Here is a 16,107-nt window from a genome sequence, read left to right on the forward strand (position 1 = left end):
AAACTGAGTAAGAGCGCATTAAATAGAAGAATTCATCAAATACCCATGAAATGGTGGGAGGAAATTCTTGAGTTTATTCAAAAGTTAAAAAACTTTGGGAAATTACCTTTTGAATATATTGTTGATGCATTTCCTGTTTCTGTTTGTAGAAATATAAGAATTCGGAATTGCAAAATTTATCGAGGAGAGGAATTTAGAGGGTATAATGTCAGTAAACGAGAATATTTTTATGGATTGAAAGTCACAGTCTTAGCTTCTCAAGATGGATGCCCTTTTAGAGTTATTCTTTGTCCAGGCAGAGAGCATGATGCTGTTCCTTTTAAATACATGGAACGAAACTTACCCGCAGGCAGTAAGATTTATGGAGATTCTGCCTATGTCGATGATAAGCATCAAGACATGCTTGAAAAGATAGAAAACATCAAGCTCATAGTGGAGCCAAAATCTAATTCTCTTCGCTCAATCGATTTACATGATTTTGTAAATTTGAAGCACATTAGAAAGTTTATTGAGGGGGTATTTGGCGTGATATCAAGACTGATGCCTAGAAAAATTCATGCAACGACGTCTAATGGGTTTGAAATTAAAGTTTTAGGATTTCTAGTAGCAGTTGCAACAAATTTTTTAATAAATTAGTTATTTGCAACTTACATTAAATAGTATGAAAAATCAATCCTATATTTTTCCTTGCTAATTTTTCAGTATCAAAGCTAAGAAAATTTGTGTATTAACAATTGATAAAACTTTAAATTTTTGCCCAATCGCCAAACTAAAAATCAAAGTAGGAATCAAATCGCTAGGCATGTTCAGCTGCAACTTTTTTCATAGCCAATTTCTAGGCATAGGGTTACCTAAAATATAAATGTATCTGCTTGAAATTGATTTTTCTATTTTTAGGTTATATTCTTCAGTTCTGTGCAATTTTGAGAATCGATTGCTACTGAAAGTTCATTGGGTTTATGAACCTGTTAGAAATTTTTATGCCTTTTACTATTGACTATATGAGCTATAAATTGCCATAAGGCGATTTTCATATCTTTTTTCTTCGCTATGAAGTTGTTGTAATTTGGATATTTTTTTAGACTTAATTCTGCAAATTTTGACAATCTATCATGATCTCTGAGAAGCAAAATCGTTAGCACTTCACTTAAAGGTTTTCTAAATGTTCTTTTGCGGATTTTTCTTTTCGTATACTCCATTTGTTTTCGGGAACACATTTGATGAAATTGATTAGAAAAATCATCAACGAGACAAAACAGTTTGATTCTCTCTATCTCGTTCATTTTGGCCTCTTAATTTTTGTTCGAGAAAACAAAATTTTCTAACAAAAAAGAGCCCTTTTTTCAATAAAGATTGCTCAGAAGATAGCCGAAAGATAGCCGAAAGATAGCCGAAAGATAGCCGAAAGATAGCCGAAAGATAGCTTACGTTAAACTGGCATTAAATTAATACCGGCTTTTTCTTTCTTTTGTTTGTATATCGCGATAGACGATGCTGGTTTTGCAGCAGCATCGTCTAAAAGAATATTATCGAATAGGGCAGGCGCCATTAGCACAGGCTTCGGCTAAATCATCATCGCGAATATGAATACCGGAATAATCAATATCTGACAATTTTGCGCAATACGTTTCATATGCTTCTTTTGTGACAACTTCTTGAGGCAGATAAGCATAGCCTAAATCTTCAGCATTTTTAGTTGGATCGTTTCTAAATAAGAATGACACTCCAACGTAGCAGTCCCAATTTTTCATGAACCAATCAATAATGGCGGGAACTTCAGATGGATCATAAGAAATGGTATTCGAAACGTTTTGTTCGCACCAAGTCGTTTGAAGAATGCTGTATAGTTCTAGCTGAGCTACAGCTGAATCGGTATTGATTTCTACTTCTTCTATTTTTCCATTTTTTCTTGTCACCGTTGTGCGTGTGAAAGGCACATTTTCAAATTTAACGGGAAATTTGACTAACACAGATTCTGGTTCATAGGGTTTTTCAATAACGGTATAACCGGCTGCGCGGAATTTTGTGACTAGAGGGTCATGCTTAGAGTAAGTGATGTTATTAAATAAATACTTTCCAAGTGGCATGTGAATACCTTCAGGTACTTCTCCCCATTCTTCTGTTCCCATGATTTTGCTTATAGTTCCACTGGGTTTGATACAAGTCACATTTTTTGGTAAGGGGGAATTGAGCTCATTTGCCATGCTATATGCAGCACTAACTGTAATATTACGCATTCGTTTAAAATCATAAGCTGTCAAATCAGGACGTGCCCTTACACCAGTTAATCCTACCCCACAAAGATGTAAGAAGTCATTATTAAGGTGCCAAGCTTCTTGTAAAATTTCGTCCCGTAGGTTAACCATCGTTTGGCGGTAGTTCATACGACCAGCAAGGTAAAGAGCTCTTTCTAATCCAACTTTATCTCCTCTAAAAGCTAATACGTTGACTTCTGTCAAATTACAAAAACTTTTGTTACCCAAAAGTATTTCGACGCAAGGATTGCATCCTTTAAACCAGGGTGCTCTTCTTTCAGCTTCTGCAGCGTTGATAATACCAGGTTCAGATCCTCCCGAATCCAACATTAATTGAAAGACTCTTTCTAATTCTTCTCGTTTTGGTTTTGAGCGGAAAAGAAGGCTATTATTAGATTGTTGACGATGAGCATTGCCTTTTATCCACCATTCTTTTTTAGCAATGGCAAAATCTTCCCATTCTGGTTGATCATATTCAAATAAAGCAATTTGCGCTGAGCGGCGGCTAGATAAAATAGTTCCCAGCCAATTGACAATATCGAGGATATCCATGCGGGTCAATAATTGATCCGATCGATCAGATAAAATTTTCGCAATAGCTTTAAAAGCTTTAGCAATTTGTTCATCTCCAGAAGAAATCCAACCATAACCTTTTAAACGCGTTCCCGCCGGACGGATTTCTGAAAAATCGAGAACAAGAGTTTGAGCAGGAAATTTACCAGCTACCAATTTACCGACAGCTTTTGCCCAAGCAATGGCAGAATCTCCAACTTTAATCGTCCATATATGTGTTTCTGGATCATAAGTTTCAACGTTATTTTGAATACCGCCTTTTTCAGTTCGATTTGAACGAATAACTTTGATTTCTTGAAGAGGTCTTCTAAAACCATTTAAAGTTCCTGTAATTGGTCTAAATCCAACACCACAACCTTGAAGGAGCAACCATAAAACATCCACTACATCATAAACTGTTTCGACATGTGTATATGAGCAATTAAACATGCTAGATTCGCGCGTGCGACTCAACTCAGTCCCACCTAACCACAAAGTACGGCCCGCAGGTGCGATTTGTCGGTTTGAAATGAGAGAGCGGATTTCTTCTAATTCGTCCTCTTGAGCTTCGTTAAGAGTGCGTCCTAGTGCTCGTTCCCATAACCATCGTTGGTGAGAAATAACGCGTTCAACAACCTGATCCCAATTTTCTAGTTGTGTATCCCCTTCTTTGACGGGGCGATGATAAGTGCGTAAAGCGGTAGCCATCGCTCGAGCTGTTGGTTTGGTCATAGTGGTCCTCTATCTCTTTTAATTATTAATACAAGATCTTGTAGTTGCTTACTCAGAAAATTACAACGGGTTGTAGTAAAACTGCTTTTGTTATCTATTTTTTCAACTATAAAGTCAAGATACAGAATTTATTTTAACCTATTCAGAGTGTCTTCTGAAGCCTTTTTTAACCCGTTGATTTTGAAGCATTTCGAATAAATGAAAAAAAAGTAAGATGATTTGAAAGTCTTGATAGCGAAGTAATTAGCAACTTTTGAGGGATTTTATCATAATTATTTAAATATGAGTTAGTTAAGAGAGTTGAAGTTATGAAAAAGTGATCAATCAATTTTCGAGGACTGATCTTACAATTAAATTTAAAACTTGGATGATTACTCAAAAATATGTAATAAAATTTTTAGAGCAGGATCATTGGAATTGAAAGGATGGAGTAATTCTTTATTTGACCGTTGATGGATAAGAATATGAATAGATTTTTCTTTGTTTTCTTGATCGAGTCGGTGACAATAGTCTGCACAGATAAATAAAAAATCTTGAAAATCTTCTTCCGTCTGCAAAAGAGGAAGCGTGTTTTGTAAAACTTCTTTAAATGTATAGGGATCCCCAATTTCTGTCATAAATGAAAGCAGCTCTAAGTTAAACTCAAGGTCTTGCTTATCTAAATAATCTTCTAAAAGTTGAGAAAGTTGTTTAGTTGCGATTTTTCGATTAGAAAGACTCGAAAGTCTTGCCCGCAATAAATCAAACCACTTATTGGTTCCTAAATAGGTAGAAAAATCGTCTAATAAATCTAAAGCATAAGCTTCATTTTCTTCTTCGATTCTTTCAGAAATAAAATCGTAAAGGAAAGTTTCAATGTCATTTGCACAATAGGTAGAAACTCCAGTAAAAACTTCTTGAGGAGGAATTCCTTGATCTGCATTTTCATCTAAAAGAGTAATAAATTGATTTAGTTGATCTTGTAGTAACGTAGAGTTTTCAACTTTTCCTTGATCGTATTGATAAATGAGTTGATCAAGCTCATTACATATAATTGATAAAGAAGGTTTTTCACTTAAAAGCCTTCTCCAAAGCTCAAAAATTAATAAATAAACCTGATCTTCGTTTTGAGCTTTAAGCTCCCGATCTCCCACTAATTGTTCTGTCAAATCTTCAGGCGATTCGCACTCATCGGCATAAGCAATAAAACTACTTTTATCGAGATTAATGTTTAATTTCTTTAATCGTTCAAATAATGTTTCAGTTGAAAAAATGCGATAATCGTCTACTTGCCAATGATCGACTTTCATCTGAGGATTATTAAGCCAGTTCATACGTAATAGATTATATAATGCGCGTCTTTCTATTGCTGTCATATGATTAATTAATTTAAAATGTAAAGAAATTGAAATTAAAAAGATTCATTTTTCGATATGAAAAGATTTTAGATTATTTTAAGCCTAAGTATAAAATAATAACCAACTTAGCTGTAACTTGTTAACTCGAAAAGGTCCAAATTTATTATAACAAAACAGATAATAAAAATCTCATATTTATTAATCTAAATTTTAAGAGCATTTTTACTTGTTCATCATAATCAATTAAAAATTCTCTTAAATAATTCGAATTGATTGACTGGGTACATAGCCAATTTGATGATTATCATCTATTACTTTTAGCCAGTAGCCTTGATGGACTATATCAATAACTTGAATTTTTTGTCCTGCAAGGAAAGGTATTGTAGACAATTGAGGTTCTTCCAAACTAGGAGCACGATATAAACTAGTGGAAGTAATAAAAATAGCATAAATTGGAATAATATATAATGAAATAATTAAATTTAATAAGCTGTATAAGACGAAGCTAGCTGTCAAGAAAGAAAGAATTTTAGTAAATTGCGTTCGTATCCAAATAAAAATTGTCATAAAAAAGACAAAAGAAAGAAAAGAGAAAAAAAACATATAGACTTTATCAGAAAAAGAAAGATAGGAAGAGAGTAAATAATCATTAACCCGAGAGTTTTTCATAGGTGTTAATCCTAGCTTGTTTTGAGTAATATAAAGATGCTCTTGAATAATTGAATTGCGAGGATTTTGTTCTTTAGCACGTTCATAGTACAAAATAGACCAAGGATATTCTTCGAGTTGAAAGTAAGTATCAGCAATCGCTTGGCTAAGTTTGCTAGAACTTCCTTGTGCATTTTCGACGCTTAAATACAAATGAAGGGCTTGATTGAAAGCGTTTTTTCTTTCTTGAAAAGTAGATGCTCGCAGGCCATTTTCATAATATTGATTGGCCTGTTGGAGTGAGGCTTCTTGATAAGCTTCTAAAGGAAAAAAGAAGAAAAGGAAACTTACAAGAAACATCATGGTTTATCTATAATAATCCAAAAGAGAATAAAAGAAAAAAGAATCAAAGCTGCTGTAATTAAACCTAAACCGAAGAATGAAGGGTGGTCTGAAATAGGATTTGAAAAACCAATTTTTTTCAGACTTTTTCGATAACTATTTAATGCAAAAAGAAAAATACAAATTCCCCATAAAATAAGGAACTGTCCCATTAGGTGAGCTGTTTTTTGGTGAGAGGGAGTTTGAAAAAAAACAAATCGCGCAATTGCAATCCCTATTCCAATACCAGTTAACCCAGTCCTAAGCCATGCTAAAAAAGTCCTTTCAGCAGCTAAACGAGTCCTTTCCTGAGCGAGAAGGATTCGTTCATCTACAGAAGATTGAGGATCAGTCATTTTTGTCCTTATCATCTCAATTTAGAATAAATGAATTCAAAGCTTAACTTAATAATTTTTGGGCTTGTACTTTAATATCAGCTATTTTCATCCCTGTACTTGGGCCATATTGTAAAGACTGCAACTGGTAAATAAACTGTCTCATTTTTCCGGCTTTCCCTTGAGTAGAAAGATTTTCTAAAGAAGTCCCTTTTATAGGGAGAATGCCTTCTTCCCATACTTTCCACCAAGTAGCTTTTTCGAGCAACTGCAAGATTTCTTTTTCCGAGCTTTTTTTGGTTTTTAAAGCTTGCTCTAAAAGAATTAAACTTTGCTTTTTGATTTTTTTAGGCTTTAAATCCCATAATTTTTTCCAATATGATTGAAGGGTTAGCCAACCGATTCCCAAAGGAATCACTAATAAAATCCACGGAGTTTGCGTCCAATTATGGCTCAATCTAGGCAAATTTTGTGAATCTTTGATTTCAAGAGGATTAAGTGGCCATGAAGAAGGATTCCACAGAATTTTTTCGTTGGGGATTTCATTTTCTTTTTCTAAAGAAATTGTGGGATAAGGTGCCATTGGCATTGTTTTAAGATCAATAGGAATAGGATCCGTTCTTTTAAGGATATAGCGGCTCGTTACAGGATCGAAAGAGGAAATTTCAAAAGAGGGAATCGTATTAATAAATGTAGAAACGGGAATAAGTTCGATTTGAAAATACTTTGAAGATTCTTTTATTTCTCCTGTCAGAGGGAGGTCATTGAATTGAAAAAAACCACTAAATCCAGGCTGACAATAAAAATCTGGGAGTCGAAAATCTTCTAGATTTTCGACGCCAGAAATATACATATCTATCAAAATTTTATCTTCTAATTGTCTTTCGGAAGATGTTCTCATTTTGATTTTGACATCAACGACACCCAATGCTCCATTAAAAGAATAAGGTTTGTTTTCCAAAGGAAAGGGCTTTACTTGTAAGTAGACAGCTGGAGCCTCCGCTTTGAGGAGTGGCTGTTGATAATTTTTCTTACCGAAAAAATTAGTTTGGTAACTATAACCCGAAATTGAAGAAGGCCCTAACTTAAAACTTCCTATTTGATTTGCTTCCACTTCTTGAGAAATTTCTTGCACTGTGATCTCACCATTTTGAAAGTCTCTAATATGTGCATCCCCAATTTTTTTAAAGGCGTCAGCATGAATGAAAGGAAGAAGAGACTCTGTTAAATCAACACTTTGATTATAAGAAATGCGGTAAAATAAATTGGTACGTTGGCCTGGATACAGTAAAGTAGGGCCTTTAATACTTGCCTCTAATTTGAAAATCAAAGCATTAGAAGCAGAGGAGCGCTTTAATTGTATAGAAGCAGGAGAAAATTTAGAATTTTCTGGGCTTAAAAGTGAACTTTTCAGCTCTTTCACTTCATAAGAACTGGGAGGGCTACTTTGAATTTTATCTCTTATTTTAACTGAAATAGGAGGTAAAACATACAGTCCTTTAGCTTGCGGAGAAAGAGTGAAGTGATAAAAAGATACAATAGTTTTGGGTAATTCTTCAGAAACATTTACATTTTTAATAAAAGTAACTGAAAGAGGCTTTCCTTCTATTTGAAATGAATTAGAATCAATTTCGTCTTGAATTTGATGAGTAATACTAATTATTCCTGAAAGGGGATGATTTTCTTGATTGTTTTGAGAATCAATAGAAGCCTCAACTTTTATATTTACGGCTGATAAAGTTGACATAAAGGAAAGAAAATAAATGCATAAAGCTCTGATCATTTTTTTACCATGAATGTCTCTCTTTAGAAGATTGACTTTTTTGGGGTTGATCATTTGATTGCATTTCTTGGAGAAGTCGAAGGGTTTCTTGAATGTCTTGACTTGTTTTTGGCTTACTATTGGAATGAGAAGGATCTGGATTAGGATTAGGGCTTTGCTCTGAAAATGAAGGAGAATTTTCTAATAATTTTAAAGCTTGTTGCCAATTAATAATGATTTTTTGTTGCTCATTTAAAATAGCAAAAAATTGTAAAGGAAAACTTTTCATCCAAATTTCAGTTTGCTTAGCTGCTAGTAATCCATTTTCAAATAAAGGAATGACTTGTTCCCAAGGGTGTTTTTGACAAGCTATTTTGGAATCTCCTGTGTTAAAATTCATTTTTTCTTCTTTTAAAGCGTTTGGAATAAAAGATAAGGATTGCTGAATTACTTGATGTTGCTTAACTTGAACATCTTTTAGCATGATTTCCTTGTTTGCAAAATCTTCAGATAGTGTGACAAGTTGTGTGAGCTCATTTCCTCTGATAGCGGTTTGTAGAGCTTGTTGAAGAATTTGTTTACAAGTTTTTTCTTCATTTTCCTCAGCTTGTAAGTTCTCAATCTCACTCAAAGCACAAATGGCATAAAAACGGGAAATAAAAGGATGATTAATTTGAATTTCTTCAATGGCTTTTTTTAAAAATTGTGAGGATTGCTTGAGGAAATCTTTTTTATCAAAAGAATTTTGTGTATCTAGCAAATCTTTTAAAATGACTTCATCAATCCTATTCAAAAGCGTTAACCGGTAGCGTAATATAAGAGTTTCTAAATCGGATTGTGAAGCAAATTTTTGAAGAGAATCCTCTGAAAATTGGAGGTGATTCTGAACATTTTCCCAATTGCTGTTTAGTGAAGCATCTAAAGCATTTGTGAAGTTTTCGAAAGCAATTGTGATTATTTTTCGCTGACCATCAGATAAAGAAATTTTTTTTAAACCATCCCAAAGGGGTTCTATTGTTTTCATTTGAAAAGTAAAATATTTTAAATAAGCAGCATTAAATTCATGAGGAATTATCTGCTTAGTAAAAAATAAGGAAAAATGAAGAGCTGTAGCAAGACTTTGTCGCAGAATCGTCAATAAAGAAGCTAAATCAAGATTAGCAAAAAATTGATCTTTGAGCTCTTTATTAATCTGGTTAAGTGCTAACACCCCTTTATTTTGAAGAATATGAATATCTATTGGAACTAAGCATTCAGAAAGATTTTGTTCAACTTTTTGGATACGACAATCAATATCTTTTGCGGCTTCTAATTCTTTTAAACTTTGCCAAATGAGGTAGCGTCTTTCTCCTAATGAATTTGTATCATTTTGTGCGGATAATAGCTTCGCTTGTCCTAAACGTGCAGCGGCTCGATTGAGAGTTACAGATCGTAAAAGTTGGGGAGAAGAAATTGAAGAAAGGGCAATTTGATTAAAAATTTTTAGGGCAGCCTCCCACTCTTGCTGAAGAACTTTTACTGTTCCCCAGTTGTATAAAATAAGAGCTTGTTGCCAATCAGGTAAGCTTTGTGTGGAAAGCTTTTCATAAAGTTGACTTGCTTGTTTTAAATCGCGTGTTTCGGCAAACGCCTTTGCCTGGCTCCCCAATTGCGAAATGGATTCATTAGATTCCAATCCTTGAAAATATAAGATTCCCATATAAAGAAGAAAAGTTCGTTTTTTCATGGCCGCCGTGCATCAGGTAAAATTAAGTATAAAAGAAGAAGAAAAATACTTATTCCTAGAGGAATTTGATAATATAAATCTGATAGAAGTTCATCTTGTTTTGCAAGACGAACTTTTCTTTCGAGAGATTGGGCTGGTTCGGTTTGTTTACGAACGGATTCGTTTAAAAGCTGTTTATTTAATTCTTCCGTTAAGTTTTTATTTGTCCAGGATTCAGCGAGATAGTATTTACCTTGATAGTGGGTAGCAAGTTGTTCTAACAAAAAGGGCTCTAATTTAGAATAAACAGGTTTACCTTCAAAAAGCACGTGCGGGATAAGTTGAGGTTGAGATGATCCCATGCCAACTGTCAAGAAATATAAATGATCTTTAATCGAATCGGGTAAAATACTTAAGATATTTTGAATCGCTTTTTGTTTATATGGATCTTCTAATTTTTCAAATTGTTCATCACCTCCGTCACTAAATAAAATCAATGTCAATAATTTTTCTTTTGGAAGTTCAAATAATTTTTTCTTGAGTAAAGTAAGAGCTGTTTCAAAGTTCGTTCCTTCTACATCTCCTTCATTAATGGATAGGCCTTTAATCATCATCCGTGTAAATAAATAATCGTTTGTTGAAGGGACCATAGGAGTTAAAGTAGAGGTAAAAGCATAAAGGGATACCGTTTGTCCTGTTAATAAAGAAATAAGGTTATCCATGATATCTTTGGCACGTTCTAATCGCGTTTCTCCATTTGGATTATCTTTTACATCCATCGAAGCTGAGGTGTCTACTAATAAAATAATTTCATGCGAATGAATTTGTTTAGCCAAATCAATTGTTTTTGGTGAAGGAATTCCTCCCGCAAAAGAGAGGTAGTGAAGATTGCCTTGAGGATTCATTAAAGCTAAACAAGCAAATAGCCAACAAAGTAAGCAAATCATCATTTTGCAGAGATGGACAAATTTTGAACGAGGAATTAACAAAGATTTTAAGATTTTGTCAGAAGCAAACGCTATTGTTTGTTTTTGTCGATAGTAAAAGAGACAACCTTGCAAAAATAATAAAGGCAACAAAAATAACATCAGAAAGCTTGCTTGGGGAAAATCAAAAAAAAGATTACGGATAGACATCATCACCTCTTTCAACACAAATTTTGAATAAACACTGAATCGTTACAAAATTTCGTTTTGAAATAAAAAAAAATGCCACATGATCTTCATTTTTTTTATTCAAAATTTGTGTATTCATGGAAATTTTCTCAACCAAGTACTCTCTAAAAAAATAGCTAAGAACAAACAACTTAATCCAGCGGCAATGAAGTAAGGATAAAACGATACTCGATGTTTAATCACCGGGGAAGAGATAAATGAATCTAGGGGTAGTGAACTTTTTTCTAATCGATCAATAGTATCAAATACACGTTTTAAGTCTTTCTCTTGATTGGCTAAATAAAGTTGACCTCCTGTTGATTCTGCTAAAGTCTCTATTTGTCGCCTATGGGGCGCAAATTGTGGGGAAGAAAACTTTGGATCCACATTAATAATATAAAGATGAATTCCTGCATTTTTAGCATAAGCAATGGCTTCATCAAGCTCAATTGTGCGTAATCGATTACCATAATCCAATCGATTAGGATCTTGGAACCCATCAGTTAAAACAACCATAATAGCATTTTTAATTTCGTAGGCAGGCTTACCCTTTTTTTGTAATTCTTGTGCAAAATATTTTGTAGCAACAATTAAATGAGCTGTTTTATAAATCGCATAGCCCATTGCTGTTCCATCTTCTTCCATGGAATTGATGGCTTTTAAATCATTTAATTGATTGATGAGTATTTCATGATCTAGGGTCAGAGGAGATAAGATTTTAGGAACTCTAGCAAAAGCAACAAGTCCAATTAAATCTGAAGGACGATGTAAAATAAACTGACCAGCCATTTCTTTAAGTAGATCAATTTTAGTAAAAGACCTTCCTCTTTCGAAAAAACTGTTTGAAGAAATTTTTTCGTTCATAGAACTAGATTGATCGACGATCAAATAAATCGCAATTCCTTCTGTAGGAATTGGTAAAGAGGGTTGTGCAAATGGATCGTTTTTAATAAATAAAAAATGAGGATCTATAAAAGCTATGCACCAAAAAAATAAGGTTAATTGATAAAGTCTGTAGGGTAAATGAGAAAAGTGGCGTCGTTTAGAATAACGATCGATTGATTCTAAATCAGAAAATGCTAAAGAAGGAAGATAAGGAGTTTGCCATTTTTGCTGAAGCCAATATGCCATAAATAGGAAAATTCCTAAAATAACTAAAGCTAGATAGTCAATCGTCAATGGCAAAGATTCCTCCTTATTTTAAATTGTTTTTTTTATATCTGTTCTTTTTTCTCGAGTCTATTTGTTTTTTATATAAAGTATAAGAATAAGGGCCATTCTTACAGTTTCTTTGCTTGAAATTCCAATTATAGTCAGACATACTATTTTTTATCACAGAAAGTAGCGTGGAAAGAATTAAAGACAATTTCTGTGAGTTTATATTTTAAAACTTTCTTTTCTGGTTTTTCATGATTCATCCTTCGGTAGTAGCAGCTTTTGATTTTGACAAAACATTGACAAATCGTGATTCATTGCTTCCTTTTCTTTATGAACAGACAGGTTTTTTTCAAGCTTCATGGAAAATGATTCAATTAGCTCCCGTTTTCTTAAAATTTTTTTTTGGCAAACTTTCTAGACAAGAAATAAAAGAAAAAATTTTAACACAGTTTTTCAAAGGTATACCCATTCGACAGCTTAAGGCTATTTGTAAACGTTATGCAGACAAAAAATTAGATGTTTATTTAAACGCTCAAGCTATTGAAAGGCTAAGATGGCATCAAAGGCAAGGCCATCGTTGCATTCTTGTGAGCGCATCTATTGATCTTTATTTACGTCCTTGGGCAGAAAGATATGGGTTTGAAGAAATTCTTGCTTCGACATTAGAAGTAGATTCTAAAGGGAATGTGACAGGAAAATTAAAAGGAAAAAATTGTTGGGGAGTTGAAAAAACTAAACGTCTTACGAATTACCTTGGCCCTAAAGAAACTTATCAACTTTATGCTTATGGGGATAGCCTAGGCGATCAGGAACTTTTAGCATTAGCCGATTACCCTTTTTATAGAAGCTTTAAAACTAAAATTTTTTAATCTATTTTATCTGCAACCTGTATGATGTTTGTTTAAGTGCGTTGAGATCAAACAGAAGGTTTGGTCAATTGTTTGACAAAATAGCATTAATTTTCTCCACCCAATTGTTGTAAAAGTTTAGCATTGTTGTAAAAGTTTGGCGATAAGAGCTGTCCATCCTGTTTGGTGACTTGCTCCATGCCCTTCTCCTGTATCCCCATGGAAAAATTCAAAAAAGAGAAAAAGATTCTGCCAATCCTCTTCGTGATTAAAAGGGCTATTTTTTGGGTAGATAGGACGCGTTCCATCAGCACGTTTTAAAAATAAAGAGATAAGACGATTAGAAAGTTGTTTAGAAATTTCTCCTAGGTTCATGAGATTTCCCGATCCAGTCGGAAATTCGACTTTAAGTGAATCTCCATAGTAGTGATAGAATTTTTGTAATGATTCAATTAAAAGATAATTAATAGGAAACCAGATGGGGCCTCTCCAGTTGGAATTACCTCCGGCAATAAGGCGAAATTCTGCCTCTCCTGGATGATAACTAATAAAGTGTTCTTGATTCCAAATTTTTAATGAGTAGGGATGCTTTTCATGATATTTAGAAAGGGAGCGAATCCCATATTCCGATAAAAACTCATTTTCATCAAATAAATAGCCCAAAGTTTGAACAAGACGTTCTTTATCTAAAATAGATAAAAGATGTCTCGCTCCTGTACTCGTTTCTTCTACTGAAGCTAGTGTACTTGTATAGTCCGGCCTTTCTTTCAAGAACCATTCTAACCTCTGTTTGTAAATGGGTAAAGCATCAAGAATTCGACGGTCAATTGTTTCAACAGCTAAAATGGGTAATAAACCAACTAATGATCGAATACGCAAAGGAATGACATCATTACTTGTGTGAAGAGCATCATAGAAAAAACCATCTTCATTACACCATAGCGAATATCCCTTTTGCTCAGGTTTAATCATGGCACTGGCGATACGTAAGAAGTGTTCAAAAAATTTTGTGGCAGAATCTTGATAAACGGGATTTGTTCTGGCCAGCTCGATAGAAATTTTCATCATTAAAATGCAGTAAAAACTCATCCAAGCTGTTCCATCCGCTTGATCAATGCGAGCATCATTAAGAGGGGAGCTTCTGTCAAAAATACTGATGTTATCTAAACCTAGAAAGCCTCCTTGAAAAACATTATTTCCTTTTTCATCTTTTTGATTAACCCACCAGGTAAAATTAAGCAAAAGTTTATGAAAAATGGCTTCTAGAAAATTTCGATCAGGTTTTCCTGTTTGTTTCCCGTCAATTTTATAAATCCTCCAGGCTGCCCAAGCGAGAACGGGAGGATTGACATCGCTAAAGTTCCATTCGTAAGCAGGAAGTTGACCATTCGGATGCATATACCATTCTCTTGTCATAAGAATAAGCTGACGTTTGGCAAAGTCTGGATCAATCAATACCAGTGAGATACAATGAAATCCAAGATCCCAACTAGCATACCATGGATATTCCCATTTGTCGGGCATTGAAATAACATCAAAGTTGACAAGATGAATCCAACCTTGATTACGGTCATTTTGACGCTCCAGAGGAATTTGCTTATCTCCTCTTAACCATTGTTCAATATCATAATAATAGAGTTGCTTGGACCATAAAAGTCCCGCAAAGGCCTGTCTTTGTAAATTTTTTGCATCCTTATCTAAGGCTTGATTTTGAACTTGTTCATAAAAAAGATCCGCTTCATGTTTTCTTAATGAAAAGATCTCATTAAATCCCTCAAATGGGTGTTTAAGGAAATTTTTACATAAACGGAGGTGAAAAATTTCTGTGTGTTTGGCAGGGAGGATCGATTTATATAATGCAGCGCCTTTGGAACCTTTTTTAGCAGGATTTACTGCTGTTTTGTCTTGATGGACTAAATAACGGTCAAAAGCATCTTTCACATAAGGTGTTGGGTTAGGTTTTCCCATTAAACGTTCAAAGTTTGTATCATTTTCTGTGAAAATCCAATCGGGATTGTCTTGAGCATAAAGATAATAGGTGCGTAAAGCAGGATGTTCGATTTTAATAAACGAACGATTGCCTTCTTGTTCTTGAAATAAAAAAGGCTTCGTTGGTACATCTTCCATGGGACCTTCAGGGTATCCCCAATCCCACGTATTTCGAAACCAAACAGTCGGTAATAAGTAAAGAGGAGCAGCTTCAGACGCTTGATTAGTAATCGATAGACGAATAAGAATATCTTCATGCCCAGCTTTTGCATATTCTATCTGGACATCGAAATAGCATTTATCTTGAAAGATGCCTGTATCGATTAGTTCATATTCGGGATCACGAGAAGAGCGTCTTTGATTTTCTTGAATAAGCTGTTCGTACGGGTAAGCTTGATGTGGATATTTATAGAGCATTTTCATATAACTATGAGTCGGAGTATTATCTAGGTAAAAATAATACTCTTTGACATCTTCACCATGATTGCCTTCTTGAGGATTTAAGCCAAAAAAACGTTCTTTAATAATCGGATCTTTTCCATTCCACAAAGCAATTGCAAAACAAACGTATTGATGCCGATCCGAAATTCCTCCAATTCCATCTTCATTCCAACGGTAGGCTCGCATTCTAGCATGATCATGAGGAAAATAATTCCATGCATTTCCGGTTTCACTATAATCTTCACGCACAGTTCCCCAAGCACGATCACTTAAGTAAGGCCCCCATTTTTTCCAATTCGAATGACGTTGATGATGCTCTAGTAAACGTTGGTGTTCTGGAGATGAAGTCATAAATATCTGAAGCAAAAGCTTAATTTAAATTTAAATTTTTTTGAGTACATATTTGTCTTACTTGACTCATAACATTTATTGGAATTTATCAAATCAACATTGCGTAAATTATTTATTAAAAATTAACTTGTTTTTATTTTTTTGACCAAATTTCTTCAAATTATTTTTTGAAATTCATAAAATTTTTAGAACTTTTTTAAGAATCAATTTTTTAAAAAGGAAAATTTAAGCATTTTTAGTTTCAACTAACAACCGGCCAATCAATTAATTAGGTCTTAGAAAATATCGCTGCCATTTTTCTTTTAGTAGGAGGGAGTTGAGATTATGAATATCACGCTAACAGACATATTTGAAAGCACAGATAAAATTGAAATTAGGCGGCCGTAGGTACAAATGAAAAGTATATCCTGTCTCAGTTTCTAATAGAAAATTTATTATTGGCATTGGCGGGAGGCTCTG

General features: G+C 34.0%; 11 protein-coding genes. 2 read left to right on the forward strand and 9 right to left on the reverse strand.

The genetic code is table 11. The annotated features are described in order from the left end of the window. On the forward strand, positions 1-636 hold a 636-nt coding region (locus tag TY19_RS08670), incomplete at its 5' end, for an IS982 family transposase (RefSeq protein ID WP_052354872.1). Positions 637-1,526: 890 nt separating this feature from the next. Here TY19_RS08670 and nrdJ read toward each other — a convergent pair. The 8 genes from nrdJ to TY19_RS08715 all read right to left on the reverse strand — a co-directional run bounded on the left by nrdJ (position 1,527) and on the right by TY19_RS08715 (position 12,046). After that, positions 1,527-3,539, reverse strand: coding sequence for a ribonucleoside-triphosphate reductase, adenosylcobalamin-dependent (gene nrdJ, locus TY19_RS08680; RefSeq protein WP_042281843.1), 2,013 nt, complete (start codon positions 3,537-3,539; stop codon positions 1,527-1,529). A 371-nt stretch (positions 3,540-3,910) separates the two neighbouring features. Next, positions 3,911-4,894 carry a hypothetical protein gene (locus TY19_RS08685; protein WP_143298931.1) on the reverse strand — a complete coding sequence of 328 codons (984 nt, stop codon included), beginning with the start codon at positions 4,892-4,894 and terminating at the stop codon, positions 3,911-3,913. A 237-nt stretch (positions 4,895-5,131) separates the two neighbouring features. Beyond that, complete coding sequence (locus TY19_RS08690) at positions 5,132-5,887, reverse strand: SH3 domain-containing protein (protein WP_148300661.1); 756 nt, start codon at positions 5,885-5,887, stop codon at positions 5,132-5,134. Further along, positions 5,884-6,261: a YidH family protein gene (locus TY19_RS08695; RefSeq protein ID WP_042281852.1), complete on the reverse strand. Its 378-nt coding sequence runs from the start codon at positions 6,259-6,261 to the stop codon at positions 5,884-5,886. The genes TY19_RS08690 and TY19_RS08695 overlap by 4 nt, the downstream gene beginning before the upstream one ends. A 43-nt stretch (positions 6,262-6,304) precedes the next feature. Next, a complete protein-coding gene (locus TY19_RS08700; protein WP_042281858.1) occupies positions 6,305-8,077 on the reverse strand; it encodes a BatD family protein in 1,773 nt (590 codons plus the stop codon). Continuing rightward, the gene (locus TY19_RS08705; RefSeq protein ID WP_042281859.1) at positions 8,028-9,728 is read right to left on the reverse strand and encodes a hypothetical protein; all 1,701 of its coding nucleotides are present in this window, start codon (positions 9,726-9,728) and stop codon (positions 8,028-8,030) included. Before TY19_RS08705 ends, TY19_RS08700 begins: the two co-directional genes overlap by 50 nt. Next, positions 9,725-10,846, reverse strand: coding sequence for a vWA domain-containing protein (locus tag TY19_RS08710; protein ID WP_079979284.1), 1,122 nt, complete (start codon positions 10,844-10,846; stop codon positions 9,725-9,727). The genes TY19_RS08705 and TY19_RS08710 overlap by 4 nt, the downstream gene beginning before the upstream one ends. 111 nt (positions 10,847-10,957) lie before the next feature. Further along, the gene (locus TY19_RS08715; protein ID WP_042281864.1) at positions 10,958-12,046 is read right to left on the reverse strand and encodes a vWA domain-containing protein; all 1,089 of its coding nucleotides are present in this window, start codon (positions 12,044-12,046) and stop codon (positions 10,958-10,960) included. Positions 12,047-12,270: 224 nt separating this feature from the next. On the opposite strand from TY19_RS08715, the gene TY19_RS08720 reads away from it, so the two are divergent. After that, the gene (locus TY19_RS08720) at positions 12,271-12,888 is read left to right on the forward strand and encodes an HAD-IB family hydrolase (protein WP_042281867.1); all 618 of its coding nucleotides are present in this window, start codon (positions 12,271-12,273) and stop codon (positions 12,886-12,888) included. Between the two features lie 117 nt (positions 12,889-13,005). Here TY19_RS08720 and TY19_RS08725 read toward each other — a convergent pair whose 3' ends face one another. Further along, positions 13,006-15,648, reverse strand: coding sequence for an MGH1-like glycoside hydrolase domain-containing protein (locus TY19_RS08725; protein WP_042281870.1), 2,643 nt, complete (start codon positions 15,646-15,648; stop codon positions 13,006-13,008). Positions 15,649-16,107 lie beyond the last annotated feature (459 nt).

Origin of the sequence: Candidatus Protochlamydia sp. R18 (genome assembly GCF_000648255.1) — a bacterium.
Lineage (GTDB): Bacteria > Chlamydiota > Chlamydiia > Chlamydiales > Parachlamydiaceae > Protochlamydia > Protochlamydia amoebophila.